This window comes from Pseudomonas sp. AL10 (assembly GCF_029960685.1).
Taxonomy (GTDB): domain Bacteria; phylum Pseudomonadota; class Gammaproteobacteria; order Pseudomonadales; family Pseudomonadaceae; genus Aquipseudomonas; species Aquipseudomonas lactis.
The window spans coordinates 128,798-153,398 of the sequence record NZ_JASBQZ010000004.1 but is presented as its reverse complement, the minus strand read 5'-3'; the positions used below and the strand labels follow the sequence as shown (position 1 = coordinate 153,398).

Sequence of the window (24,601 nt, the reverse complement as noted above, 5' to 3'; positions counted from 1 at the left end):
AATCAGCAAGTTAGCCTGACGAGGCTGCGCTCATGGCTCGATCGCATACTGCATTGCCAGTATCGGCGAGTTGCTTTTCGCGAACCCATTCCAAGGCAGCCAGTCATGGCCCTGCCGCTCGGAAATGTGTTCGCCGACAGAAGAAAAAAAGGAGTCCGCCTGTGGCTATTCGCTATGGCAAAGGGCTGATAGGAGCAGTGGTTGTCGTCGCTCTCCTGGCCCTGCTGGTCCACTGGATCGGCATCAACACGATCGAACTGTACCGCGACGATTTGTTGTTTTACCTGCAAGCTCATCTGATTCTCGTCCTAGTCTCCATGCTGGCAGCCCTGATTGTGGGCATCCCCGCCGGTATCCTGCTCAGCCGACCCAATATGGTCGGGCGCGCAGAACGTTTCATGCAGATCTTCAACATCGGCAACACCGTCCCTCCCCTGGCCGTACTGGCCATCGCCCTCGGCGTCCTCGGCATCGGCAGCGGCCCGGCCATCTTCGCGCTGTTCCTCGCCTCGCTCCTGCCCATCGTGCGCAACACCTACGAAGGCCTGAAAAACGTTCAGGGCTCCCTTAAGGAAGCCGCCACCGGCATCGGTATGACCCCGCGCCAGGTGCTGTTTCGCGTGGAGCTGCCCAACGCCGTGCCGATCATCATTGGCGGTGTGCGCGTGGCCCTGGCGATCAACGTCGGCACCGCGCCGCTGGCCTTCCTGATTGGCGCCAACAGCCTGGGCAGCCTGATCTTCCCCGGCATTGCCCTGAACAATCAGCCGCAACTGTTGCTCGGCGCCGCGTGTACCGCGCTGCTGGCATTGCTGCTTGACGGCCTGGTAACCATGGCCAGCCGCCTCTGGCTGGAACGCGGGTTGCGCCCGTCTTAAGCCCGGTAAAGGAATTCACATGAAAAAACTGAGCTTGATATTAGGCTGCGTCCTGCTGCTTGCAGGTATTGCACAAGCCGCCGAAAAACCCGTGATCCGCATCGGCGCCCGGGTGTTCACCGAGCAGACCCTGCTCGCCGAAATCACCTCCCAGTACCTGCGCACCAAGGGCTACGACGCCCGTGTGACCGGTGGCCTGGGCAGCAACCTGGCGCGCAGTGCCCAGGAAAGCGGGCAACTGGACCTGATCTGGGAATACACCGGTGTGTCACTGGTGGCCTACAACCATATCGACGAGAAGCTCGACAGCGAACAGTCCTACGCACGGGTCAAAGAACTCGACGCGAAAAAAGGCCTGGTCTGGCTATCGCCGTCGCGCTTTAGCAACACCTATGCCCTGGCACTGCCGGAGAAAGTCGCGCAAGAACATCCCGAGATCAACAGCATCAGCGACCTCACCCAAGCCATGGCCCAGGAGACCAAAGAGCATCGCCTGGTCGCCCTGGACACCGAGTTCGCCAACCGCTCCGATGGCCTGGCCGGCATGGTCAAGCTGTACGACATGAACCTGACGCGCAAGAACACCCGGCAGATGGACGCCGGCCTGGTCTACACCGCGCTGCGTAACGGCCAGGTGTTCGCCGGTTTGGTCTACACCACCGACGGGCGCCTCAACGCCTTTAAATTGAAGCTGCTGGAAGACGACAAACACTACTTCCCCGACTACACCGCAGCCCCGGTGATCCGCCAGGAATACCTCGACAAGCACCCGCAACTGGCTGCCGAGCTCAAGCCTTTGGCCAATCTGTTCGACGATGAAACCATGCGTCAGCTCAATGCACGGGTCGACGTCGACCATGAAAGCCCGTCCGCCGTTGCCGCCGATTTCCTGCGCCAACATCCAATCAACTAAAAAGGAGAAGACATGGAATTTTTGAACGCCTTTTCCCATCTTGATTGGGCCCAAGTGCTGCACTTGACCTGGCAGCACATCACCCTGGTCGGCATCGCCGTGATCCTGGCGATCTTTATCGGTGTGCCCCTGGGCATTCTGATGACACGTTTCCCAACCTTGGCCGGCCCGCTGCAAGCCAGCGCTACGGTGCTACTGACCGTGCCCTCCATTGCACTGTTCGGCCTGCTGCTGCCGTTCTACTCCAAGTTCGGCCAGGGCCTGGGGCCGATGCCGGCGATCACCGCCGTGTTCCTCTACTCCCTGCTGCCGATCATGCGTAACACCTACCTCGCGCTGACCGGCGTAGAGCCAGGCATTCGCGAAGCCGCACGCGGTATCGGCATGACCTTCGGCCAGCGCCTGCGCATGGTCGAACTGCCGATTGCGGTGCCGGTGATCCTCGCCGGTGTGCGCACCGCCGTGGTGATGAACATCGGTGTGATGACCATCGCTGCCACCATCGGCGCCGGTGGCCTGGGTGTACTGATTCTGGCTTCTATCAGCCGCAGTGACATGTCGATGCTGATCGTCGGCGCCGTGCTGGTCAGTCTTCTGGCCATCTTCGCCGACCTGCTTCTGCAATGGCTGCAACGCTCGCTGACTCCAAAAGGATTGCTCAAATGATCGAACTTCAAAACCTGTCCAAGACTTTTCAAAGCAACGGCAAGACTGTCACTGCCGTCAACGATGTAAGCCTGACCGTCAACGAAGGCGAGATTTGCGTATTCCTGGGGCCCTCGGGCTGCGGTAAGAGCACCACGCTGAAGATGATCAACCGCCTGATCAAGCCCACCTCGGGCAAAATTTTGATCAACGGCGAAGACACCACCGACCTCGATGAAGTAACCCTGCGCCGCAACATCGGCTACGTGATCCAGCAGATCGGCCTGTTCCCCAACATGACCATCGAAGAGAACATCGTGGTGGTGCCCAAGCTGCTCGGCTGGGACAAGCAGAAATGCCACGACCGCGCCCGCGAGTTGATGAGCATGATCAAGCTGGAGCCCAAGCAGTACCTGCACCGCTACCCGCGTGAATTGTCGGGCGGGCAGCAACAGCGCATCGGCGTGATCCGCGCCCTGGCGGCCGACGCACCGCTGCTGCTGATGGATGAGCCGTTCGGCGCGGTCGACCCGATCAACCGCGAGATGATCCAGAACGAGTTCTTCGAGATGCAGCGCGCGCTGAACAAGACCGTGATCATGGTCAGCCACGACATCGACGAAGCCATCAAGCTGGGTGACAAGATCGCCATCTTCCGCGCCGGCAAACTGCTGCAGATCGACCACCCGGATACGCTGCTGGCGCACCCGGCCGACGAGTTCGTCAGCAACTTCGTGGGCCAGGACAGCACCCTCAAGCGCCTGCTGCTGGTAAAAGCCGAAGACGCGGCGGACAACGCCCCGTCGGTGAGCCCGGAAACCCCGGTGGCCGATGCCCTGGAACTGATGGACGAGCATGACCGCCGTTACGTGGTGGTCACCTGCGCCGAAAACAAAGCGCTGGGCTATGTTCGCCGTCGCGACCTGCACCGCCAGGCCGGCACCTGCGGCCAGTACCTGCGCGAGTTCAATGCCACGGCGGCCTATGACGAGCATTTGCGCATCCTGCTGTCGCGCATGTACGAGTTCAACCGTTCGTGGTTGCCGGTGATGGATGCAGAGCGGGTGTTCTTGGGTGAGGTGACCCAGGAGTCGATTGCCGAGTACCTGAGTTCCGGTAAGTCCCGTGGGGGCAAGACCAGCATTGTCTCCCCTGCCGAAACTGCTTTGGCCTGATAGATCGCTATCGCAGGCGAGCCAGCTCCCACAGGGGAATGCATTCCAGCATAAGAATGCAGTTCAAATGTGGGAGCTGGCTTGCCTGCGATGAATACACCGCAAATCCATCTGATTAGCCCCATCCGGGGAACATCAATCCGTCACACCGGTCGGTTACATAAGTAGCTGCACGCGGCCGCGCGACGAACGCGTGCAAAAACGCGACATTTTTAGTTGATCCCACGCCCGCCAAGCCCTAAAGTTCGCGCCGAACGTCCATGCTGGAAACGATCCATCCGGCTCAAGTACTGACGACGAGACAGCAAGGCCAAGGGCAGCTTACCCCGTGGCCTTTTTGCTTTCGGCGACATGCCTTGGGAAGTAGGCGAACCAAAGTGGGGATACGGAGGACGTTCATTTGCACCCATTGATCAATACAGTTTGCCCTTAGGAGTTCCCCAGCATGTCGATCAACGTCGAAGATTATTTCGCGCGCGCCACCTTTGACAAAATGAAGGCGTTCGCCGACAAACAAGAAACCCCATTCGTGGTGATCGACACCGCGATGATCAGCCAGGCCTACGATGACCTGCGCGCCGGTTTCGAATTCGCCAAGGTGTATTACGCCGTCAAGGCCAACCCGGCCGTGGAGATCATCGACCTGTTGAAAGACAAGGGTTCGAGCTTCGACATCGCCTCGATCTACGAGCTGGACAAGGTCATGGACCGCGGCGTCAGCGCCGACCGTATCAGCTACGGCAACACCATCAAGAAATCCAAGGATATTCGCTACTTCTATGAGAAGGGCGTGCGCCTGTTCTCCACCGACTCCGAAGCCGACCTGCGCAACATCGCCAAGGCCGCGCCGGGTTCGAAAGTGTATGTGCGTATCCTCACCGAAGGCTCCACCACTGCTGACTGGCCGTTGTCGCGCAAATTCGGTTGCCAGACCGACATGGCCATGGACCTGCTGATCCTCGCCCGCGACCTGGGCCTGGTGCCGTACGGCATCTCGTTCCACGTTGGCTCGCAACAGCGCGACATCAGCGTGTGGGACGCGGCCATCGCCAAGGTCAAGGTGATCTTCGAACGCCTGAAAGAAGAAGACGGCATCGAGCTGAAGCTGATCAACATGGGCGGCGGCTTCCCGGCCAACTACATCACCCGTACCAACAGCCTGGAAACCTACGCTGAAGAAATCATCCGTTTCCTCAAGGAAGACTTCGGTGACGACCTGCCGGAAATCATCCTGGAACCTGGCCGTTCGCTGATCGCCAACGCCGGCATCCTGGTCAGCGAAGTGGTACTGGTGGCGCGCAAGTCCCGTACCGCCGTCGAGCGTTGGGTGTACACGGATGTGGGCAAGTTCTCCGGCCTGATCGAAACCATGGACGAAGCCATCAAGTTCCCGATCTGGACCGAGAAGAAAGGCGAGATGGAAGAAGTGGTCATCGCCGGCCCGACCTGCGACAGCGCCGATATCATGTACGAAAACTACAAGTACGGCCTGCCATTGAACCTGGCCATTGGTGATCGACTGTACTGGTTGTCGACCGGTGCCTACACCACCAGCTACAGCGCGGTGGAATTCAATGGGTTCCCGCCGTTGAAGTCGTTTTACGTGTAATAAGACGGTTATAACTAAAAAGCCCATGACGTTTCATGGGCTTTTTTCTGTCTGTGGTACGCGCCCTCAGCGATCTTCGCGAACGTGCCATAACCGTAGAATATAGAGTGTCGACTGTTGAATTTCGTAGCGCATTTCGTAATGGCCGACTAAAAGTCTTCTTACGTCGCGCGGTGAAAACTCTTCAATTCTCTCACCGATGCGCGGATTATCGAGCAGCGTGTCAGGCGCTTGAGACAGTGACTGCACGATGCGGACGGCAGCTTCGCGGTTTACAACAGAGAGGAAGTCATATAATCGAGCCAGGTCGGATAAGGCTTTACTTGTCCACCTCAGCTCCATCAGCGCGGTACCGGTAGCGGCGAATCGGTGCTCAGGCTATCTGCCCAGGCCTGCACTGCCTGGTGATCGATCACGCGCCCCGCATCTACATCTGCCATAGCCTCAAGCGTCAGCCGGCTGCGCTCTTCTTCTTGATCGACCCAATCAGCGAGGGCCTGTTTCACCACCCATCCGCGTGAGCGATCCATTCGCGCGGCAATCTGGTCGACTTTCTGAGCAAGGGCAGTGGGAATATGAGCTGTCATTACTTTGGTTTCGGCACCCATGAAAACTCTCTCTGCGGATAAATGACAAGCAGGCGATTAAAAATGATTCAAGCTTAATCATAGTGACTTAAGCCAGAGCTTCAACCTTCGATCCTTGCCGTTCATCGACAAACCGGAACACGTGAATGTGTAGAAACGGGTTCCTACAGCGTTTTCTCCAATTGGTCCGCGTGCCCTTGATAAGCCTCGGCCATGGCGCGAATCTGCGGGTCATTGGCCTGTGCCAGCGCCTTGTGCGCCGTTCGCAGGAATTTGAAATTCCCAGCCGCCAAAGCCTTGCGCAGCCATTCCAGCGCAGCGTCGATCTGCCCTCTGTCCGCCAGCACCGCTGCATAGCTGAACTGCCCCCGAAAATCCCCGGCTTCGGCGGAGCGTCGGTACCATTCTACGGCTGTCTCTAGATCCCTGGGGCAATACTGGCCGTCTTCCAGATAACGCCCCAGCAGGTTCATCGACTTGGCGTGGCCCTGCCCTGCGGCCTGGCGATAAAGCGTCAGCGCTTGGGCCTGGTCTTGCTCCATGCCGCGACCGGTAGCCAACAGGTTGGCGTAGTTGTACTGGCCCCAATCCAACCCGGCGTGTGCCGCCAGGCGATATTCCCGTGCTGCGGCGGCCTCATCGACAGCGCAGCCCCAGCCATGCTCCCGGCAACGCCCGATCATATTGCGCGCCATCAGGTGACCGCCCTGCGCGGCAATCTGGAACCAGCGCAGTGCCAAGGCTTCATCGCGGGCAATGCCGCGCCCTTCCAGCAATATTTGCCCGAGCAGGGCCTGGGCATCGACCACCCCTGCCTTGGCGGCGATCAGGATGGCCTGGGCGGCGCGCACCGGGGAATCATCGAGCATGCTTTGTAATTGCTCGACGTTGAGCACTTCTTCGCGGCGCAATAAAAAGCCCATGCTCAGACCTCGACCCAGCGGCGCAACAGGTTGTGGTAGGTGCCGGTGAGCTGGATCAACGCGGGGTGGTCGGGCACGTCGCGGGTCAGTTGCTGAATGGCGCCGTCCATCTCGAACAGCAAGGTGCGCTGGCTGTCTTCGCGCACCAGGCTTTGGGTCCAGAAGAACGAGGCATAGCGCGCGCCACGGGTCACCGCGTTGACCTTGTGCAGGCTGGAGCCGGGGTACAGCACCATGTCGCCGGCGGGTAGCTTGACCCGCTGCAGGCCGAAGGTGTCCTGGATCTCCAGTTCCCCACCGTCGTAGTCGTCGGGGTCGCTGAAGAATAGCGTGGACGAAAGGTCGGTGCGCACGCGCTCATGGCTGCCTTTGGGTTGGCGCACCGCATTGTCGATATGAAAGTCGAAACTGCCGCCTGCGGTGTAGCAGTTAAGCAGTGGCGGGAAGACTTTATGCGGCAGCGCGGCCGACATGAACAGCGGGTTGCTCCACAACCGTTCCAGCATCGCCGCGCCGATTTCCTTGGCCAGGGGGTGGCCTTCGGGCAATTGCAGGTTGTGCTTGGCTTTGGCGGATTGGTGCCCGGCGGTGATTTTGCCGTCAGCCCATTCGGTCTCTTCCAGGGCCTGGCGAATGCGCAGCACCTCCTCGCGAGAGAACAGGCCGGGAATGTGCAGCAACATGGGGGCAATACCTGCGATCAGAGAGGCGTCAATGGTATTGATTCTTATCCGCCCTGTAAAACGCGGGGACGAACGAGAACACAAAATCCGTAAAGAAAAAGTGTAAAGAATGTAAATTTGATGCGAATAGCAATATCTCGCAATTGATACAAAGTCTTGTTGGCCCTATATTCCGCGACCTCACAACCTTGGGGAAGGGACACGTCATGTCGCGCACTATTCTAAAAATACCGGTCAGTTCACCACGCATGCTGGCTTCGGCCATCGGCGTTGCCCTGAGTGCCGGCTCCGCCGCCCACCTGGCGCAGGCGGCTGAAAATACCGAGCCAAAAGGCGAGCGCAACCCTATCTCCCTCGGCGCCACCAACATCACCGGCCAGGATCAGGACAACACCTCCTACCAGGTGGAAAAAGCCTCGTCGCAGAAATACACCGCGCCGCTGGTGGACACGCCGCGTTCGGTCACCGTGGTGCCGCAACAAGTACTCAAGGACACCGCCGCCACCTCGTTGCAGGATGCCTTGCGCACCGTACCGGGTATCACCTTCGGTGCCGGTGAAGGTGGCAACCCTCAGGGCGACCGCCCGTTCATCCGTGGTTTCGATGCCCAGGGCGATACCTACCTCGATGGCGTACGCGATACCGGCGGTCAGAGCCGCGAGATCTTCGACATCGAGTCCATTGAAGTCAGCAAAGGCCCGAACTCTTCGTTCGGCGGTCGTGGCTCGGCCGGTGGCAGCCTCAACCTGGTGAGCAAGACCCCACAAGCGCGGGACTTCACCAACGGCGGCTTTACCTACGGCTCCGACCAGACCCGCCGCTACGTGCTCGACGTGAACCGCCAGTTCCTGGACGACAGCGCGGCCTTCCGCCTGAACCTGATGAGCCATGAACAAAATGTGGCTGGCCGCGATGCGGTGAATTACGACCGCTGGGGCGTGGCACCGTCGTTGACCTTTGGCCTGGGCACACCGACCCGTGTCAACCTCAGCTACTACCATATGGAAAGTGATGACCTGCCGGATTCGGGGATTCCGTATGGCTATGGCTCAGCGACCGCCACGGCCCACGTGCATGACAAACCCAACGACGGCGGCGACAGCAACAACTTCTACGGTTTGAAAAGCCGTGACTTTCGCAAGACTCGCGCAGACATCAGCACGTTCTCCATCGAGCACGACCTGAACGACAACATGACGCTCAAGAACACCCTGCGCCACGGCAGCACCGGCCAGGACTATGTGCTCACTCAGCCGGATGACAGCAAGTTCAACGTCAACCGCTACGGCACCGTCTGGCGTCGCGCCAACAGCCGTGTCTCCACCACGACCACAACCACCAACCAGACCGATCTGTTTGGCAGCTTCCAGGCCTTGGGCTTCAAGCACACTTACTCCACTGGCCTGGAATTTACCGGTGAGGAGACCCGTGTCAGCGGCTATACCGTTTCGCCAAACGGAAACCCAGTGTGCAATCCGGCCAAAGGCAGCCTGGGTGGTCAGTGCACCTCGCTGAGCAACCCGAACCCCGACGACGCCTGGAACGGCAGCATTGCGCGCAACTACATGGGTACCAACACCAAGGCCACCAGTCGCGCCGCCTATGTGTTCGACACCATCGAACTCGATCCGAAATGGCTGCTGAATGTCGGCCTGCGCTATGACACCTTCGATACCGAGGCCAACACCAACGCAGTGCCGAGCGCGACGGTAAAAGCCCGCAGCAAAATCAAGGACGACAGTCAATTCTTCAACTGGCAGGCCGGCCTGGTCTGGAAGCCGGTAGAGAACGGCAGTATCTACGCCTCGTACGCTACATCGGCCACGCCAGCCGGTGGCCTGATAGGCGAAGGTTCCGACGGCAACCCGCTGTCTGCCGGTGCCGCCACCAGCGACTTGCAGCCAGAAGAAACCGTCAACTACGAACTGGGCACCAAGTGGGACCTGTTCCACGACCGCCTGTCCCTGACCGCTGCTATCTTCCGCACCGAGAAGAAAAACACCCGCATCCTGGTGGATGCACTCACCTACCAGAACGCCGGTGAATCCCAGGTCGATGGCATCGAGTTGTCCGCCAGCGGCAAAATCACCGATCAATGGCAGGTGTTTGCGGGCTACAGCTATCTGGACAGTGAACTGGTCAAATCCGGCCTCAACGGGCGTAACGGTGTCGTGAGTGCGGGCTCCAGCAAAGGCAACCAGATGCCCAACACGCCGAAGAACTCGTTCAGCCTGTGGACCACCTACGACATCACGCCCAAGCTGACCATCGGCGGCGGCGCCTTCTATGTCGATCAGGTTTACGGCGATGTCGGCAACACGGTGTATGTACCCTCCTACACCCGCTACGACGCCATGGCCAGCTACAAGCTGACCAAGAACGTCGACCTGCAATTGAACGTGCAGAACCTGACCGACAAGACCTACTACGACAAGGCTTTCTCCACGCACTTCGCCAACCAGGCGGCCGGTCGTACGGCGTTGTTGACCACCAGCTTCCACTTCTAAAAGCGGTCAAGGTTCAGCCACAAGCCCCACACATCGAATGCGTGGGGCTTTTGCGTGTTTCCCGGCAACTCACGGCATAATGCGCGCCGTGATCAGATATCCAGCTAAGCGAGGCGCTCCGACGTGTTGAAGAAAACCCTGTTCCAGTTGCATTGGTTCTTCGGCATCACGGCCGGGCTGGTGCTGGCCTTGATGGGGGTCACCGGGGCCGCGTACTCGTTCCAGGACGAGATCCTGCGGGCGCTCAACCCCACCGTGTTGAGCGTGCAAAAACGCGAGGCCGGTGTACTGCCGCCCGCCGAGCTGGTACGCAAGCTGGAAGCGGCCGAAGGCAAGACCGTGGCCATGCTGTGGGTAGAAAGTGAAAGCGGCAACGCCGGTCGCGTGTCCTTCACGCCACCACCGGGCGAGCGCCGTGGCCAGATGCGCTACTTTGACCCGTACACCGGCGATTACATGGGCGACGCGGTCGGCCAGGATCTGTTCGGCTTTATCCTGCAACTGCACCGCTTCCTCGCCATCGGCGATACCGGGCGCAATATCACCGGCGCCTGCACCCTGATCCTCTTGTTCTTCTGCCTCTCCGGCCTGTACCTGCGCTGGCCGCGCCAGGTGAAAAGCTGGCGTGTCTGGCTGACCCTGGACTGGCGCAAAAAGGGCCGCAGCTTCAATTGGGACCTGCACTCGGTGTTCGGCACCTGGTGCCTGCTGTTTTACCTGTTGGCGGCGCTGACCGGGCTGTATTGGTCCTACGACTGGTACAACCGTGGCGTGACCCAACTGCTGTCCGACTCGCCGCAGAACGAGCGCATGCGCAAGCGCGGCCCAGCCCCTGCAGGCCCCGCTCCAGTGGCCAACTACGATGCGATCTGGAGCAGCATCTACAGCAACGCCGGCCCCGACTTGAGCGCCTACAACATTCGGATGCCTGCGGTCGCCGGGCAACCGGCCACCGTGTATTACCTGCTCTCTTCATCGCCCCATGACCGCGCGCTGAACCAGATCAACCTGGACCCGGCCACCGGCGAGGTCAAATCCCACGAGCGCTACGCCAGCAAAAGCCTCAAGGCGCAGTTGCTGACCAGTGTGTATGCGCTGCACACCGGCAGCTATTTTGGCCTGGTCGGGCGGATCGTCCTCACCGTCAGCTCATTGCTCATGCCGCTGTTTTTCATCACCGGCTGGCTGCTGTACCTCGACCGTCGCCGCAAAAAGCGCCAGGTACGCGATGCGCGCAAGGGTCTGGCAGCCAACCACAGCGATGCGCCGGCCTGGCTGATCGGCTTCGCCAGCCAGAGCGGCTTTGCCGAACAACTGGCCTGGCAAACGGCCGGGCAATTACAGGCTGCGGGCCTGGCGGTGAAGGTGCAGCCCCTGGGCAGTGTCAGCCGCGACGACCTCAGCCAATCGCAAAACGCCCTGTTCGTGGTCAGTACCTTTGGCGACGGCGAAGCCCCCGACAGCGCCCGTGGTTTCGAGCGCAGCGTGCTAGGCCAGGCGCTGCCCCTCAAAGGCTTGAACTACTCGGTGCTGGCCCTGGGTGACCGGCAGTACGAGCATTTTTGCGGCTTTGCCCGGCGCCTGCATTTCTGGCTGACCAACCAGGGCGGTACCCCGCTGTTTGCCCCGGTTGAAGTCGACAGCGGTGACACATTGGCGTTGCAAGCCTGGCAACAGCAATTGGGCCAGCTCACCGGGCATGCACCGGCGGCGGCCTGGCAGACGGCCCAGTACGAAAACTGGACCCTGAGCCAACGCACTCTGCTCAACCCCGACAGTGTCGGCTCGCCCGTCTACCTGCTGGGCCTCACACCCACGTCTGCGCACAGCTGGCTGGCCGGCGACCTGGTGGAAGTCCTGCCGCGCAATTGCCCCTGGGCCATCGAACACTTCCTGGCCGGACTGGGCTTGGTCGGCAGCGACGGTGTGGTGATCGACGGCGTGGCCCACACCCTTGATCAGGCCCTGGCCACGCGCCAACTGCCGGACAACCGCACGCACCTGGTCGGCCTGCACGCCCAGGCATTGGTGGATGCGCTGGTCCCCCTGGGCATGCGCGAATACTCCATCGCCTCGATTGCCAGCGACGGTGTGCTGGAGCTGATCGTGCGCCAGGAACGCCACCCCGACGGCAGCCTGGGGCTTGGCTCCGGCTGGCTGACTGAACACGCCGCCCTCGGCTCGGCCATCAGCCTGCGCCTGCGGCGCAACAGCGGCTTCCATCTGCCCGACGCGCCTGTGCCGCTGATTTTGCTGGGCAACGGCACCGGCCTGGCGGGTCTGCGCAGCTTGCTCAAGGCGCGTATTGCCGATGGCCAGCAGCGCAACTGGCTGCTGTTTGGTGAACGCAATATCGCCCACGACTACCTGTGCCAGGACGAACTGCAAGGCTGGCTCGCCAGTGGAGACCTGGCCCTGCTGGACCTGGCGTTTTCCCGTGATCAAGAGGAGAAGGTCTACGTACAGGATCGCCTGCACGAGTCAGCGGATGTGCTGCGCAAATGGCTGGCGGACGGCGCAGCGATTTATGTGTGTGGCAGCTTGCAAGGGATGGCGACGGGGGTGGATCAGGCACTGGCAGACATCTTGGGCAATGAGGCGCTGGAGCGCCTGATCGAACAGGGTCGCTATCGCAGGGATGTCTATTGATATTTGACCGTTCCCACGCTCCGCGTGGGAATGCCGCCCTGGACGCTCCGCGTCCGCTCTTGACGGCGTGACGCGGAGCGTCACAGGATGCGTTCCCACGCAGAGCGTGGGAACGATCAGGCCGGTTGCAGCTTTTGCTCGAACACCGAGACGCCATCGAGATCGCGCAGCATCACCGTCAACTCCGCCGTCTGCCCATCAATCTGCACTTCACCAAAAAACTGAAAGCCCGCAAACGGCGAGGTGTTCTGTGCCGGTGGCGCCTTCTGGAATACCACGTGCGGACCAAAGGTTTTATCCAGTGGGTTGGGCCCGAAACTTCCCGCATTCAGCGGCCCCGCCACAAACTCCCAGAACGGCTCGAAATCCTGGAACGCCGCGCGGTCAGGGTGATAGTGATGCGCCGCGCAGTAATGCACATCGGCCGTCAGCCACACGTGGTTGCGCACCTTGTGCTCATGCAGGAACCCCAGCAGTTCGGCGACCTCCAGCTCACGCCCTTGCGCCGGGCCAGGGTCGCCATTGGCGATCGCTTCCCAACGCGCCACGCCGGGGCTGACTTCACCGTCGGGCACGCCCAGGCCAATAGGCATGTCGGCGGCGACCACCTTCCACTGCGCTTGCGACGCCTTGAGCCCGCGCTTGAGCCAGTCCAACTGTTCACGGCCGAGGAAGGGTTTTTCAGCGCCCAGGTTGTCGTCATTCGGCCCACGATAGCTGCGCATATCCAACACAAACACATCCAGCAGCGGCCCATAACTGAGCTTGCGATAAATGCGCCCGCCAGCGTCGGCGCTCTGTCGGCGCATGGGTGAATATTCCAGCCAGGCCTGGCGGGCACGGCCCACCAGGGTGTTGATGTCGCGGGTCTGGTAGCGCTCATCCAACTGCTTGCTCGATGACCAGTTGTTGATCACCTCGTGATCGTCCCATTGCCAGATCTGCGGCACCTCGGCATTGAAGCGGCGCACGTTTTCATCCAGCAGGTTGTAGCGGTAATTGCCGCGATATTCATCGAGGGTTTCCGCGACTTTGCTTTTGGCTTCAGTGGTGATGTTGCGCCAGATGCGCCCGCCTTCAGTGGTGAGCTGCGCGGGGACTGGGCCGTCGGCGTAGATGGTGTCGCCGCTGTGGATAAAAAAGTCCGGCAAGCGCAGGCGCATGGCTTCGTAGATGCGCATGCCACCGATGTCCGGGTTGATGCCGAAGCCTTGGCCGACGGTGTCGCCGCTCCACACAAAACGGATATCGCGCCGCTGTTGCGGCACGCTGCGCAAGTGGCCGAACCAGGGTTCACTGGCAATGCCGGTCTGGGCGTCTTCGAAATGCACGCGGTAGAAAATCGCCTGGTCAACCGGCAGCCCGGTGAGTTCGACACGGGCGGTAAAGTCGGTGCGGCTGTCGGCCAGGGGCGAGACGAATCGGCGCGGGTTGCTGAACACGCTGCGGGTGTCCCACTCCACCACCATCTTCGCCGGGCGGTCGCTGCGGCTCCAGATCATCGCGCGATCGCCCTGCAGGTCGCCCGATTGCACGCCGTCCGTGAGTTGCGGCCGGTCCTTCACCGAAGCGATCACCGCCGGCGCCAGGCCCGGCAACAGCAGGCCAGCGCCTACGGCTTGCATCACACGGCGGCGGCCGAGATCGAAGTGGCTCATGCAGGATGCCCTCTTGAGTATCAAAAGGGCCACTTAAGCATGATGGGATGAAGCGGATGTGACACCAATCGGGAGAACGATCAAATTCACCTGTGGGAGCTGGCTTGCCTGCGATGCAAACACCTCGGTGTATCAGGCAAACCCAGTCGATGCTATCGCAGGCAAGCCAGCTCCCACATTTTTTGCCAGTGTCAGGCAGTCACGGCCAGCTCGGCCGCTTCCGGTCGCTTGAGCACGGCATACACCAGCCCGGTCAACACACTGCCCGCGACAATCGCCAACAAGTACAACAACGCATGGTTCATCGCATTCGGAATCACCAGCACAAACAACCCGCCATGGGGTGCGGCGAGTTTGCAGCCGAAGTACATCGACAGCGCACCGGTCAACGCACCACCGGCAATACTGGCCGGAATGACCCGCAGCGGGTCTTTGGCGGCGAAGGGAATCGCGCCTTCGGAGATAAAGCACAGCCCCAAAATCATTGCCGCCTTGCCGGCCTCGCGTTCGGTCTGGGCGAACTTGCGTCGGGCCAGTAACGTGGCGATGCCCATGCCAATCGGCGGCACCATGCCGGCGGCCATGGTCGCGGCCATCGGCGCGCCGCTCGACGCGGCCAGCAGGCCAACCGAGAACGCATAGGCCGCCTTGTTGATCGGCCCGCCCAAGTCCACGCACATCATGCCGCCGAGCAGAATGCCCAGCAGCACCGCGTTGGTGGTGCCCATGGTGCTGAGGAAATCCGTCAGGCCCGTGAGCAAGCGGGCGACCGGTGGGCCCACCAGGTAGATCATCACCAAGCCAGTAAACAGGCTCGCCAATAACGGGATGATCAGGATCGGCTTGAGCGCTTCCAGGCTCTGGGGCAGTTGCACCGCGCGGCTAATCAGCTTGACGCAATACCCAGCGACGAAACCGGCGAGGATGCCGCCGATAAACCCAGCCCCCAGCGTTCCCGCCAGCAGCCCGCCGATCATGCCAGGCGCCAGGCCAGGACGGTCGGCAATCGAGTAGGCGATGTAGCCCGCCAACAGCGGCACCATCAACAGGAACGCCTGGTCACCCACGGATTTGAGCGCCGCCGCCAAGGTGCCGGGCTGTTCGAAGGCATGGATGCCGAACACAAACGACAAGGCGATCAGCAAGCCCCCCGCCACCACCATCGGCAACATGTACGACACGCCGGTGAGCAGGTGTTTGTAGATCCCGGTTTTCTCGGCCTTGGCCGCTGCACCGCTGGCCGCGCTTTCCACTGCGCCTTCGGCCAGGGCCTTGTTGAGGATGGCTTCGGATTGCTTGAGAGCAATGCCGGTGCCACAGCGGTAAATCTTCTTGCCGGCGAAACGCTCGGTGGCCACTTCGATATCGGCCGCGAGCAATACCACATCGGCATCGGCAATCGCCTGGGGGCTTAACGGCGTGCGGGCGCCCACCGAGCCTTGGGTTTCGACCTGCAAGTCATAACCCAGGCGCTGGGCCGTCTGCTGCAAGGCCTCGGCGGCCATGAACGTGTGGGCCACGCCAGTGGGGCACGCGGTAATCGCAACGATACGCGGCGCAGCCTTGGCCGCCACCGGGGCAGCGTTGGCGACATACACCTGGGCCTCTTCAGCACCCCGACGCAATACGCCTTCGACATCTGCCAACGCCTGGGCCGGCGTGCTCTGGAACACGCGCTTGCCGACAAACCGCTGCATCTCCACCGGGGTACTGCTGACCAGCAGCACCCACTCGGCATCATCAATCGTCGCCTGGGACAACTGGCGCTCCGGGCGCTGCACATCGACGACTTCAACACTGGTGTGCAAGCCCATGCGCTGGGCGGCGGCGTCCAACAAGCGGGCGCACAGCACACTGGTGACCATGCCGTTCGGGCAGGCGGTAACAATGGCTAACTTCATCACAAACCCTCTTATTGTTCTGTCAGCGTGCGCACATCGACGCCGCTTTCGAGATGCGCCAACTGCGCGTCATCGCTGATGCCAAAACCGATCTGTGTCACCGCCATCGCGGCAATCGCCGTGGCCCGGCGCAGGGTGTGCTCCGGCGTATCGCCGCTGAGCAAACCGTGGAGCATCCCGGCCAGCAGCGAGTCGCCGGCACCCACGGTACTGGCCACTGCCACCTTAGGCGGAGTGGCATGCAGCGCCGCACCCGGGCGGTACCAGGTCACGCCTGCGGCCCCGTCGGAGACCACCACATGTTCGACGCCTTGCTGATGCAGCCGGCTGATGGCATCGGTGGCGTTACCCAAGGCTTCGGCCAACTCTTCAGTATTGGGTTTGACCAGCCACGGGCCAACCTCCAACCCCAGGCGCAGCGCTTCGCCGCTGGTGTCCAGGGCGACTTTCAACCCCAGGTCCTTCAACGCCTCCAGCAAACCTTTAAACCACTGCGGGCTGACGCCGCGCGGCAAGCTACCGGCCACCACGACCGCATCGAACTCCGGGCCAATGATCGCGACCATCTTGAGCAGCGCTTTTAGCGCCTCTTCAGTCACCAGCGGCCCCGGTGCATTGATGTCGGTGACCCGCCCATCCTGTTCGGCAATCTTGATGTTGCTACGGGTTTCGCCGGGAACCCGGATGAAGGCATCGCCAAACCCACGGCGCTTGATCAGCGCATTGAACGCCTGGGGGTTGGCACTGCCGAGAAACCCGCCCACGCTGACGTAATGGCCCAGGTCGGCCAGCACCTGCGCCACATTCACGCCCTTGCCCGCCGCGTGGGTGAGCATCGCTTCACTGCGATTGACCTCACCGGGTTGCAGGTGCGCCAGGCGTACCGTGAGGTCCAACGCCGGGTTCAGCGTCAGGGTCAGAATATTCGCCATCTACACGGCCTCCACTAGGGCACGCACTTGCGCGGGCGAACCCACCGCCAGTGCTTGTTGCGCCAGGCCCTGGGCCTCGCTCAGACTGAATTCACGCACCCGCGCCTTCACCTCAGGAATACTGCGGGCCGACACGCTCAACTCATCCACACCCAGGCCGACCAGCACCGGCACCGCCAGCGGGTCCGCCGCCAACTCGCCGCACACGCCAACCCACTTGCCATGGGCATGGGCGGCGCGCACGGTGATGTCGATCAGTTGCAAAACTGCCGGGTGCAGGCCATCGGCCTGGGCCGACAGGGTCGGGTGGCCGCGGTCGATGGCCAGGGTGTACTGGGTCAGGTCGTTGGTGCCGACGCTGAAGAAGTCGACTTCCTTGGCGAGCACCGGCGCCAGCAAGGCGGCTGACGGGACTTCGATCATGATCCCCAGTTGCAGGTCCGCCACCGGGATCTCCAGGCGCAGGCGCTCGGTCATGTCCCGGGCGGCGCGCCACTCATCCACGCTGCCGACCATGGGGAACATGATGCGCAGCGGGCGGTTATCCGCTGCACGCAGCAGTGCGCGCAGTTGCGCTTCCATGATCTGCGGGCGTTGCAGCGTCAGGCGAATGCCGCGCACACCGAGGAAGGGGTTTTCTTCTTCGGCGATCGGCCAGTAGGGCAATGGCTTGTCCCCGCCCACATCCAGGGTGCGCACCACCAACGGGCGACCGTTGAGGCCGTCGAGTACGCGGCGGTATTCGGCTTCCTGGGTGGCCTCGTCCGGCGCCTGGGGGTGGGCCATGAAAATCAGTTCGGTGCGCAGCAGGCCAATGCCTTCGGCGCCCTGCTCCACTGCACTGGCCACCCCGGCGCTTTCACCAATGTTGGCGAACACTTCCACGGCGTGCCCGTCGCGGGTCAGCGCCGGTTCATGGCGTTGGGCCGAAGCGGCTTGCAAGCGCTGTTCGCGGCTGTCGCGCTCCACGGTGGCCCGTTGCAGGGTGGCGGCGTCGGGGTCGACATGCAGGCGACCGCGCTGGCCATCGAGCAACAGCGGCGTGCCTGCGTTGAGCAATAACACCGCAGCGCCAGCGCCGACCAAGGCCGGAATGCCCAGGGCGCGGGCGACAATGGCGCTGTGAGCGGTGGCGCCGCCCCGGGCGGTGAGAATGCCGGCAACACGGGCCGGGTCCAGGCGCGCCACGTCCGAAGGGCCGACTTCTTCCATCACCAGGATGTAGGGCTCGATCGGTTCCTGCACGCTTTGGACGCCGCACAACTGGGCCAGCACGCGGCGGCCGATGTCACGCAAGTCCGCAGCACGCTCGGCCAGCAAGGCATCCTGCAAGGCTTCCTGCTGCTTGGCGGCGGCTTCGATCACGCTCATCCAGGCGGCTTCGGCGCTTTCGCCTTGCTTGAGGCGGGTGTCGACTTCGTCGGTCAGTTCCGGGTCGTCGAGCATTTCCTGGTGGGTGATGAAAATCTCGCGGATGGCCTTGGCCTGGCTACGCTCGATCAAGCCCTGGATATCCGTGCGCACGTCGCTCAAGGCCGTGTGCAGGCGCTGGCGTTCGGCGGCGGCGGACTCTCCACGCAAGGGGTAGTCGAACACCTGCGGCACCTGGATATGGGCCGGGCCGATGGCGATACCCGGCGCGGCGGCGATAGCCTGGAGTTGGCTGCCGCTCAGCGGCACGCTGAGCACAGGTTCGATGTCGACCTGCGCTGGCTGTGCACTCACCGTGGGCAAGGGCTCGACCTCTTCGCCAAGGCCCTCTTGCACGGCGGCCAAGAGGGCGGGCAGTGCATCGCCGGCCACCGTCGGCTCGGCCACAAACTCCAGCACCTGGCCACGACGTGCGCCGAGGCTGAGCAACTTGCTCAGGCTTTTGACCGACACGGCACCCACCGCGCCATCGACGATGCGTACGCGGATATCGCCGTCAAAACTTTTCGCCAATTGCGCCAGGATCTTGGCCGGGCGTGCATGCAACCCGTGGGCGTTGGCCAGGGTAATGCGGGCGCTGGGCCAGTCCGGCGGCAGTTCACCGCCCAGCACTTCCAGCACCGCGCGGCTGCTGGTGGCGCGCCCCAACTCCTGGCCGCGCCCTTCAATCAGCAAGGCACACAGGCGTTCAAGCAGGGTCTGGTGCGCTTCACCGAGGCTCGCCAGGCAGAACAGGCCGTGCAGGGGCTGGCCGAGGTAACGCATGGGTTTGTCCGGCGTCACAAAGGCCAGGCCCGGACGCTTGACCGTCTGCTCGCTGTGCAACCACCACAGGCCATCGCCCAGGGGCAGCGCGTCGACCTGCTGCAATACAGCTGCAAAGCCATTGCTCACGCAGTCGGCCTGGCGCAGCAGGCGCGCACCGCGCCACACCAACTCTTCAAAATCGTCGGCCGACACCCCCAGGCTGATCATCTGCGCATCCAGCGCCAGTTCCTGGGGCGCGCCTTGCAACAGTTTCAACAGGGCTTCGGCACTGCCGGCACGGCGCAAGGCCTGGCCCAGGTCGGTTTCACCGAGGGCACGGGTGAGCAGTTGCAGCAGGCGCAGGTGTTCATCGGATTTAGCCGCGATGCCAATCGCCAAGTAAACGATTTGGCCATCGCCCCAGTCCACCCCTTCGGGGAACTGCAGCAGGCGCACACCGGTGGAAAATACCTGGTCGCGGGTTTCTGGCGTGCCATGGGGAATGGCGATGCCTTGTCCGAGAAAGGTCGAGCCTTGGGCTTCACGGGCTTGCAAGCCACTGAGATAACCTTCGGCAACCAGGCCATCGGCCACTAATTTGTCAGCGAGCAGGTGCAAGGCAGCAGATTTATCCACAGCCACCTGGCCCATGGATATCTGCTCTACAGTGAGCTCAAGCATGCCGTTCTCCTAGTTAGTGCGACAGGCGCACTAGGTATTGTTGTAGGTAAATATGTTCAAAATTAACTGACTGAGCGGTCAATTGGCAGTGGTCACTCAGCGGCGAACATCGTAAAAATACGCCTGCTGAAACGTTTAATCTAGAATTTATGGCAGATTACGCGTTAATTGTGCAAGCTTGAAGGGCCACTCGGCGCTTGCTGTGGGACATGGGTCGAATGCTGGAATCGGTTACGATTGGACAAAATGTCGGGGCGAGCTCCAAAAAACAAGGAAATCCCGGTTTGAAACTCAGTGATATCGCACGTCTGGCCGGTGTGTCCGTTACCACCGCCAGCTATGTCATCAATGGCAAAGCCGAACAGCAGCGCATCAGCAACGCAACCGTTGAGCGTGTGCGTGCCGTGGTCCAAGCCCATGGCTTTACCCCCAACCCTCAAGCCGCCGGGCTGCGCAGCCGGCATACGCGCACCTTGGGGTTCATCCTGCCAGACCTGGAAAACCCCAGCTACGCACGCATCGCCAAACTGCTGGAACAAGGTGCGCGGGCGCGAGGCTATCAGTTGCTGATCGCCAGCTCCGATGATGAAGCGGACAGCGAACGCCAACTGCTGCAACTGTTCCGTGCCAGGCGTTGCGATGCGTTGTTCGTCGCCAGTTGCCTGCCGGCCAGCGATGACAGCTATCGCGAGCTTCAGGCCAAGGGGCTGCCGGTGATTGCCATCGACCGGGAGATGGAGCCGAACCAGTTCTGCTCCGTGGTCAGCGATGACCACCAGGCCTGCCAGCAACTCACCAGCAGCCTGCTGCAACCGTTGCCCAAGCAGATCGCGCTGATCGGCGCACGGCCCGAGCTGAGCATCAGCCAGGCACGTACCGCCGGTTTCCGTGATGCGCTGCAAGGCTTTACGGGCGACGTGATCATCGAGCAGGGCGAAGCCTTCAGTCGTGACTGCGGCCGAGAGCTGATGGAGCAACTGCTGCAACGCCTGGGGCATCTGCCGGACGCGCTGGTGACCACCTCCTACGTACTGCTGCAAGGCGTGTTCGACGCGCTGCATGACTTCCCCCTCAAGTCGCGGCCCCTGCGCCTGGGCACCTTCGGCGATACGCAGTTGCTGGATTTCCTGCCGCTGCCGGTCAACGCCATGGCCCAGCAACATCAGTTGATTGCCGAAACCGCCCTGCGCCTGGCCCTGGCCGCCATTGAAGAGGAACAGTACCAACCCGGGGTGCATGCGATTGGCCGGACTTTCAAGCAGCGTATTCACGAGGCCTGAGCGTGGAGCTGATCGACACCCACACGCACCTGGACTTCGAGGACTTCGACCCCGATCGCTCGCACGTCCTCGCCCACAGTCGTGAACTTGGCGTGCGGCGCCTGGTGGTGCTGGGGGTTTACCAGAAAAATTGGCAGCGGCTATGGGACTTGGTGCAACAGGACGAAGGTCTGTTCGCCGCCTTCGGCTTGCACCCGGTGTATCTCGATGAGCATCGCCCCGCCGACCTACTGGAGCTGGGCGACTGGTTGACGCGCCTGCATGGCCACCGGCAACTGTGCGCCGTGGGCGAAATTGGCCTGGATTACTTTCTGGAACAGTTGGACCACGAGCGCCAGCAGCCGCTGTTTGAAGCCCAACTGAAACTTGCGGTGGATTTCCAACTGCCGGCCTTGCTCCACGTTCGCCGCAGCCACGCCGCCGTGATTGCCACCCTCAAGCGCATCCGCGTGCCCAGAGGCGGCATCATCCATGCGTTCGCCGGCAGCGCTGAAGAGGCCCGCGAGTACATCAAGCTCGGGTTCAAACTGGGCCTGGGCGGCGCTGCCACCTGGCCCCAGGCGTTGCGCATGCACCGGGTACTGGCGCAGTTGCCACTCGACGCCGTGGTGCTGGAAACCGATGCGCCGGATATGGCCCCGGCCATGTACCCCAACCAGCGCAATAGCCCGCAGCACCTGCCAGACATCTGCACCGCTCTGGCCGAGCGCATGGGTATCAGCCCTTTATTGCTGGCTGAGGCGAGCACACGCAATGCGTGCAAGCTGTTCAACTGGTAGCGGACTGATCACCTGCAACTTCAAAGTCATTCTCTGTCGATGGCGGGCATAGCGCACCACCAGCAAATGGATCAGCACGGCGACCAGCGAAATGTTCAGTTGCCCGATCACACTGAGCAGCCCCAACCATTCAGCGACAAGGGCCATCAGCAAGGTTGCGCACGTCAGCATGATCATGCTCGGCCGCACCAGCGCCCAGTGGTCCAGGGCCCTGAACTGGCGCAACTGCTTGACGCACCCCAAGTGCAACCCGCAGTGGCAATACGTACAGTCAAACGGTACATCAATGGCAATGGCGTTCAGTTGCCAGGGCTTGAGCTCAAACGTCATGTTGCATTGGGCGCAATGCCCTTTGATACCGATTGCGGCGGCCATCGTTTTGTCCCCTCGTGACCGTGACGGATGAAATAAATTTTCACCTATTCACGCCCCGATAAAACACGCATCGGTAAATCAGGACATAAGCCACACGGCCCGCCGCTCAGTCCTTCAGAACCTCCCTACACCCGAAACGCGCCAATCAATTGCTTCAACTCAACCACCTGGGTTGCCAGTTGCCGACTGGCCGCCTCCGTGTGCTGCGCACCTTGCGCCGCATGCTCGCCGGCGCGGTTGATTTCGACGATGTTCTGGTCGATGTCGTGGGCGACTGCCGTTTGCTGCTCCACGGCGGCGGCGATCTGCTGGTTCTGATCGACGATCATCCCAACCGCCCCCAGGATATTTTCCAGGGCTTGTTGGACTTTTTCCGACTGCCCTACCGTGCCATTCGCCATTTCATGGCTGCTGCCCATGGCCTTCACCGCCGCACCGACACCGCTGTGCAAGCGGATGATCATCTGCTCGATTTCCTCGGTGGAGTGCTGTGTACGCCGGGCCAGAGTGCGTACCTCGTCGGCCACCACCGCAAACCCGCGCCCTTGGTCACCAGCGCGCGCCGCTTCGATGGCCGCGTTTAGCGCCAGCAGGTTGGTCTGCTCGGCGATGCTCTTGATCACCTCCAGGACGCTGCTGATGGACTGGCTGTCGGTCGCCAGTTGGTTGATCACCCGCACCGATTCGTCGATCTCCGCCGCCAGGCGCGCAATACCGCCTTGCTGGGATTGCACCAGCGCACGCCCGCTGACGGTTTCATCGTTGACACTTTGGGCACTGCTGACCGCCGCCGCGGCGCTGCGCGCCACCTCCTGGGCGGTGGCGGACATCTGGTTCATCGCCGTCGCCACTTGCTCGATCTGGCTGCGCTGGCCGGACACCGCCTGGTTACTCTGCGCCGACACCGCCTGCACCTGGCCGGCCTGCAACTCCACCTGGCTGACCGTATGCCCAACACGCTCGATCAGGTCGTGAATCTTGGCCACAGTGCCATTGAACACCTGGCCCAGGTCGCCCAGTTCGTCACGGCTCTGGGCAACGAAGGTGACCGTCATATCGCCCGCCGCCACTTTGTCCATCATCGCCCCCAGGCGGCGCAAGGTGGTGCGGGTGGAGACAAAGAAACCGGCATAGAGATAGAAAATCAGCGCAAACACCGCCGCCAGGGCCGTGACCAGCAACACCATGTGCAAACGGTTCTGCGCCAGGCGCTGCTGCAACTGCTGCCCGAGGAACGCCAGGGTGGCGTCATCCAATTGATAGGTCTTGGCCATCAGTTGGCTGACGCCGTCATAAAAGCCCTGCCAAGGCGCGTCGAGGGTCTCGGCCATCACCACCTGCTCTTCGAAAAACTCACTGCCTTGCTTAAGGCTCGCCTGGCTGGCTTGCGCCGAGACGTCGAGGGCGGCGTGCGCGGCCTGGCTGGTGCCCAACGCGTCCTGCAGCTTCAGGCCATATTCGCCGTGGAGTTTTTCCAACTGCTGCAGCAGTTCGTCAAAACGGGTGCTGGAGGACGAATTGATAAAGCCCTGCCCCAGGGAGTACGCGCCCATGGCACGGCCTTCACCCAAGGCCTGGGTGACTTGAGGAGTGATGGTGGTGACCAGGTCGCTGAGCTGGCGCAGATCACTTTGCGGATCACGGCTCAAGCCGGCTTGGCTGGCGATGATCTGGCTGAACATCTGGGCCTGGTTGAGTAACTTGCCGATCAACGCCGCCTTGTTGAGCAGCGAGGTTTCCTGCTGCTGGGCCTTGAACGCAGCGATCAGTTCGTCGCGTTTACTGTCGAAGACGGCAACTTGCTCGGGCTGGGTCGCAATGGCGCGCAAGCCCTGCAAGCGCTCCACTACACTGGTTTGCAAGGCGCTGATCCGGGTCTCCAGGTCTGCCGCTTTGCCAGACTGGCCGAGGGTGGCGTTGATCTGTACCTGGTTGTTGAGGGTTTCCAGCTCGCGACGCAACGCCAGGCTGCTGCCGAGCAGGTCGAGGCTTTGCAGTTCGACCCGGGTGCCCTGGTATTCACGCCACGAGTCGCGCACCAGGTAATAGTTGGTCGCCAGCATCGGCAGCAGAAACAGCACACTGATCAGGCTGAACTTCATGCCGAAGCTCAGGCGGTTCATCAGCGCGACGGCGGGATAGAGCAAGCTCTTCACAGGTGACCTCCCCTTCTTTTATTTTTATTGAGGCGCAGGGCGGCGGCAGATAGCCACTATTTGGCGCTCTATCTGTATAGCTCAATTCGAAA

At 61.7% G+C, this 24,601-nt stretch carries 19 protein-coding genes; 9 read left to right on the top strand and 10 right to left on the bottom strand.

Annotated elements, in window-relative coordinates; translation table 11 throughout:
• Nucleotides 1-161: 161 nt before the first annotated feature.
• The 5 genes from QK296_RS06980 to QK296_RS06960 all read left to right on the top strand — a co-directional run bounded on the left by QK296_RS06980 (nt 162) and on the right by QK296_RS06960 (nt 5,220).
• Nucleotides 162-878, top strand: a complete 717-nt coding sequence (locus QK296_RS06980) for an ABC transporter permease (protein WP_003188475.1) — start codon at nt 162-164, stop codon at nt 876-878.
• 19 nt (nt 879-897) lie between these two features.
• Complete coding sequence (locus QK296_RS06975; protein WP_003188474.1) at nt 898-1,791, top strand: glycine betaine ABC transporter substrate-binding protein; 894 nt, start codon at nt 898-900, stop codon at nt 1,789-1,791.
• 12 nt (nt 1,792-1,803) lie between these two features.
• The gene (locus QK296_RS06970) at nt 1,804-2,457 is read left to right on the top strand and encodes an ABC transporter permease (protein WP_003188473.1); all 654 of its coding nucleotides are present in this window, start codon (nt 1,804-1,806) and stop codon (nt 2,455-2,457) included.
• Complete coding sequence (locus QK296_RS06965) at nt 2,454-3,611, top strand: ABC transporter ATP-binding protein (protein ID WP_003188471.1); 1,158 nt, start codon at nt 2,454-2,456, stop codon at nt 3,609-3,611. Before QK296_RS06970 ends, QK296_RS06965 begins: the two co-directional genes overlap by 4 nt.
• Nucleotides 3,612-4,056: 445 nt before the next feature.
• The gene (locus tag QK296_RS06960; RefSeq protein ID WP_003188470.1) at nt 4,057-5,220 is read left to right on the top strand and encodes a type III PLP-dependent enzyme; all 1,164 of its coding nucleotides are present in this window, start codon (nt 4,057-4,059) and stop codon (nt 5,218-5,220) included.
• Nucleotides 5,221-5,286: 66 nt separating this feature from the next.
• Here the strand turns inward: QK296_RS06960 and QK296_RS06955 are convergent, their stop codons facing one another.
• The 4 genes from QK296_RS06955 to QK296_RS06940 form a co-directional block, all read right to left on the bottom strand.
• Nucleotides 5,287-5,562, bottom strand: a complete 276-nt coding sequence (locus QK296_RS06955; protein WP_282390728.1) for a type II toxin-antitoxin system RelE/ParE family toxin — start codon at nt 5,560-5,562, stop codon at nt 5,287-5,289.
• Nucleotides 5,562-5,828, bottom strand: a complete 267-nt coding sequence (locus QK296_RS06950; protein ID WP_003188468.1) for a ribbon-helix-helix domain-containing protein — start codon at nt 5,826-5,828, stop codon at nt 5,562-5,564. The genes QK296_RS06955 and QK296_RS06950 overlap by 1 nt, the downstream gene beginning before the upstream one ends.
• Before the next feature lie 143 nt (nt 5,829-5,971).
• Nucleotides 5,972-6,730 carry a tetratricopeptide repeat protein gene (locus QK296_RS06945; protein WP_034134851.1) on the bottom strand — a complete coding sequence of 253 codons (759 nt, stop codon included), beginning with the start codon at nt 6,728-6,730 and terminating at the stop codon, nt 5,972-5,974.
• Nucleotides 6,731-6,732: 2 nt separating this feature from the next.
• On the bottom strand, nt 6,733-7,413 hold the full coding sequence (locus QK296_RS06940) for a Fe2+-dependent dioxygenase (RefSeq protein ID WP_003188464.1): 681 nt from the start codon (nt 7,411-7,413) through the stop codon (nt 6,733-6,735).
• A gap of 206 nt (nt 7,414-7,619) precedes the next feature.
• Between QK296_RS06940 and QK296_RS06935 the strand changes: the two genes are divergently transcribed.
• Nucleotides 7,620-9,920, top strand: a complete 2,301-nt coding sequence (locus QK296_RS06935; protein ID WP_169900112.1) for a TonB-dependent siderophore receptor — start codon at nt 7,620-7,622, stop codon at nt 9,918-9,920.
• Nucleotides 9,921-10,043: 123 nt separating this feature from the next.
• Entirely contained in the window at nt 10,044-12,569 is a 2,526-nt protein-coding gene (locus QK296_RS06930; protein WP_282390727.1) for a sulfite reductase flavoprotein subunit alpha, read from the top strand.
• 116 nt (nt 12,570-12,685) lie between these two features.
• On the opposite strand, the gene QK296_RS06925 is transcribed toward QK296_RS06930, so the two are convergent.
• The 4 genes from QK296_RS06925 to ptsP form a co-directional block, all read right to left on the bottom strand.
• A complete protein-coding gene (locus QK296_RS06925; RefSeq protein ID WP_282390726.1) occupies nt 12,686-14,227 on the bottom strand; it encodes an alkaline phosphatase D family protein in 1,542 nt (513 codons plus the stop codon).
• A gap of 191 nt (nt 14,228-14,418) precedes the next feature.
• The gene (locus QK296_RS06920) at nt 14,419-16,128 is read right to left on the bottom strand and encodes a PTS fructose-like transporter subunit IIB (protein WP_003188460.1); all 1,710 of its coding nucleotides are present in this window, start codon (nt 16,126-16,128) and stop codon (nt 14,419-14,421) included.
• An 11-nt stretch (nt 16,129-16,139) separates the two neighbouring features.
• On the bottom strand, nt 16,140-17,060 hold the full coding sequence (gene pfkB / locus QK296_RS06915; protein ID WP_054896898.1) for a 1-phosphofructokinase: 921 nt from the start codon (nt 17,058-17,060) through the stop codon (nt 16,140-16,142).
• On the bottom strand, nt 17,061-19,919 hold the full coding sequence (gene ptsP, locus QK296_RS06910) for a phosphoenolpyruvate--protein phosphotransferase (RefSeq protein ID WP_282390725.1): 2,859 nt from the start codon (nt 19,917-19,919) through the stop codon (nt 17,061-17,063).
• A gap of 284 nt (nt 19,920-20,203) precedes the next feature.
• On the opposite strand from ptsP, the gene cra reads away from it, so the two are divergent.
• Nucleotides 20,204-21,199 carry a catabolite repressor/activator gene (gene cra, locus QK296_RS06905; RefSeq protein ID WP_003188455.1) on the top strand — a complete coding sequence of 332 codons (996 nt, stop codon included), beginning with the start codon at nt 20,204-20,206 and terminating at the stop codon, nt 21,197-21,199.
• A gap of 2 nt (nt 21,200-21,201) precedes the next feature.
• Nucleotides 21,202-21,978: a TatD family hydrolase gene (locus QK296_RS06900; RefSeq protein ID WP_003188453.1), complete on the top strand. Its 777-nt coding sequence runs from the start codon at nt 21,202-21,204 to the stop codon at nt 21,976-21,978.
• On the opposite strand, the gene QK296_RS06895 is transcribed toward QK296_RS06900, so the two are convergent.
• Together QK296_RS06895 and QK296_RS06890 are read right to left on the bottom strand one after the other, a co-directional pair.
• Nucleotides 21,925-22,353, bottom strand: coding sequence for a hypothetical protein (locus QK296_RS06895; protein WP_032900411.1), 429 nt, complete (start codon nt 22,351-22,353; stop codon nt 21,925-21,927). The two genes, QK296_RS06900 and QK296_RS06895, sit on opposite strands and share 54 nt — an antisense overlap.
• Before the next feature lie 125 nt (nt 22,354-22,478).
• Nucleotides 22,479-24,509, bottom strand: a complete 2,031-nt coding sequence (locus QK296_RS06890) for a methyl-accepting chemotaxis protein (RefSeq protein ID WP_003188451.1) — start codon at nt 24,507-24,509, stop codon at nt 22,479-22,481.
• Between the last annotated feature and the right edge of the window lie 92 nt (nt 24,510-24,601).

Excerpts from the sequence above, each read along its gene's own strand:
- QK296_RS06975 (WP_003188474.1), top strand. The coding sequence starts at position 898 with ATGAAAAAACTGAGCTTGATATTAGGCTGCGTCCTGCTGCTTGCAGGT.
- QK296_RS06970 (WP_003188473.1), top strand. The coding sequence starts at position 1,804 with ATGGAATTTTTGAACGCCTTTTCCCATCTTGATTGGGCCCAAGTGCTG.
- QK296_RS06965 (WP_003188471.1), top strand. The coding sequence starts at position 2,454 with ATGATCGAACTTCAAAACCTGTCCAAGACTTTTCAAAGCAACGGCAAG.
- QK296_RS06960 (WP_003188470.1), top strand. The coding sequence starts at position 4,057 with ATGTCGATCAACGTCGAAGATTATTTCGCGCGCGCCACCTTTGACAAA.
- QK296_RS06955 (WP_282390728.1), bottom strand. The coding sequence starts at position 5,562 with ATGGAGCTGAGGTGGACAAGTAAAGCCTTATCCGACCTGGCTCGATTA.
- QK296_RS06950 (WP_003188468.1), bottom strand. The coding sequence starts at position 5,828 with ATGGGTGCCGAAACCAAAGTAATGACAGCTCATATTCCCACTGCCCTT.
- QK296_RS06945 (WP_034134851.1), bottom strand. The coding sequence starts at position 6,730 with ATGGGCTTTTTATTGCGCCGCGAAGAAGTGCTCAACGTCGAGCAATTA.
- QK296_RS06940 (WP_003188464.1), bottom strand. The coding sequence starts at position 7,413 with ATGTTGCTGCACATTCCCGGCCTGTTCTCTCGCGAGGAGGTGCTGCGC.
- QK296_RS06935 (WP_169900112.1), top strand. The coding sequence starts at position 7,620 with ATGTCGCGCACTATTCTAAAAATACCGGTCAGTTCACCACGCATGCTG.
- QK296_RS06925 (WP_282390726.1), bottom strand. The coding sequence starts at position 14,227 with ATGAGCCACTTCGATCTCGGCCGCCGCCGTGTGATGCAAGCCGTAGGC.
- QK296_RS06920 (WP_003188460.1), bottom strand. The coding sequence starts at position 16,128 with ATGAAGTTAGCCATTGTTACCGCCTGCCCGAACGGCATGGTCACCAGT.
- pfkB (WP_054896898.1), bottom strand. The coding sequence starts at position 17,060 with ATGGCGAATATTCTGACCCTGACGCTGAACCCGGCGTTGGACCTCACG.
- ptsP (WP_282390725.1), bottom strand. The coding sequence starts at position 19,919 with ATGCTTGAGCTCACTGTAGAGCAGATATCCATGGGCCAGGTGGCTGTG.
- QK296_RS06895 (WP_032900411.1), bottom strand. The coding sequence starts at position 22,353 with ATGGCCGCCGCAATCGGTATCAAAGGGCATTGCGCCCAATGCAACATG.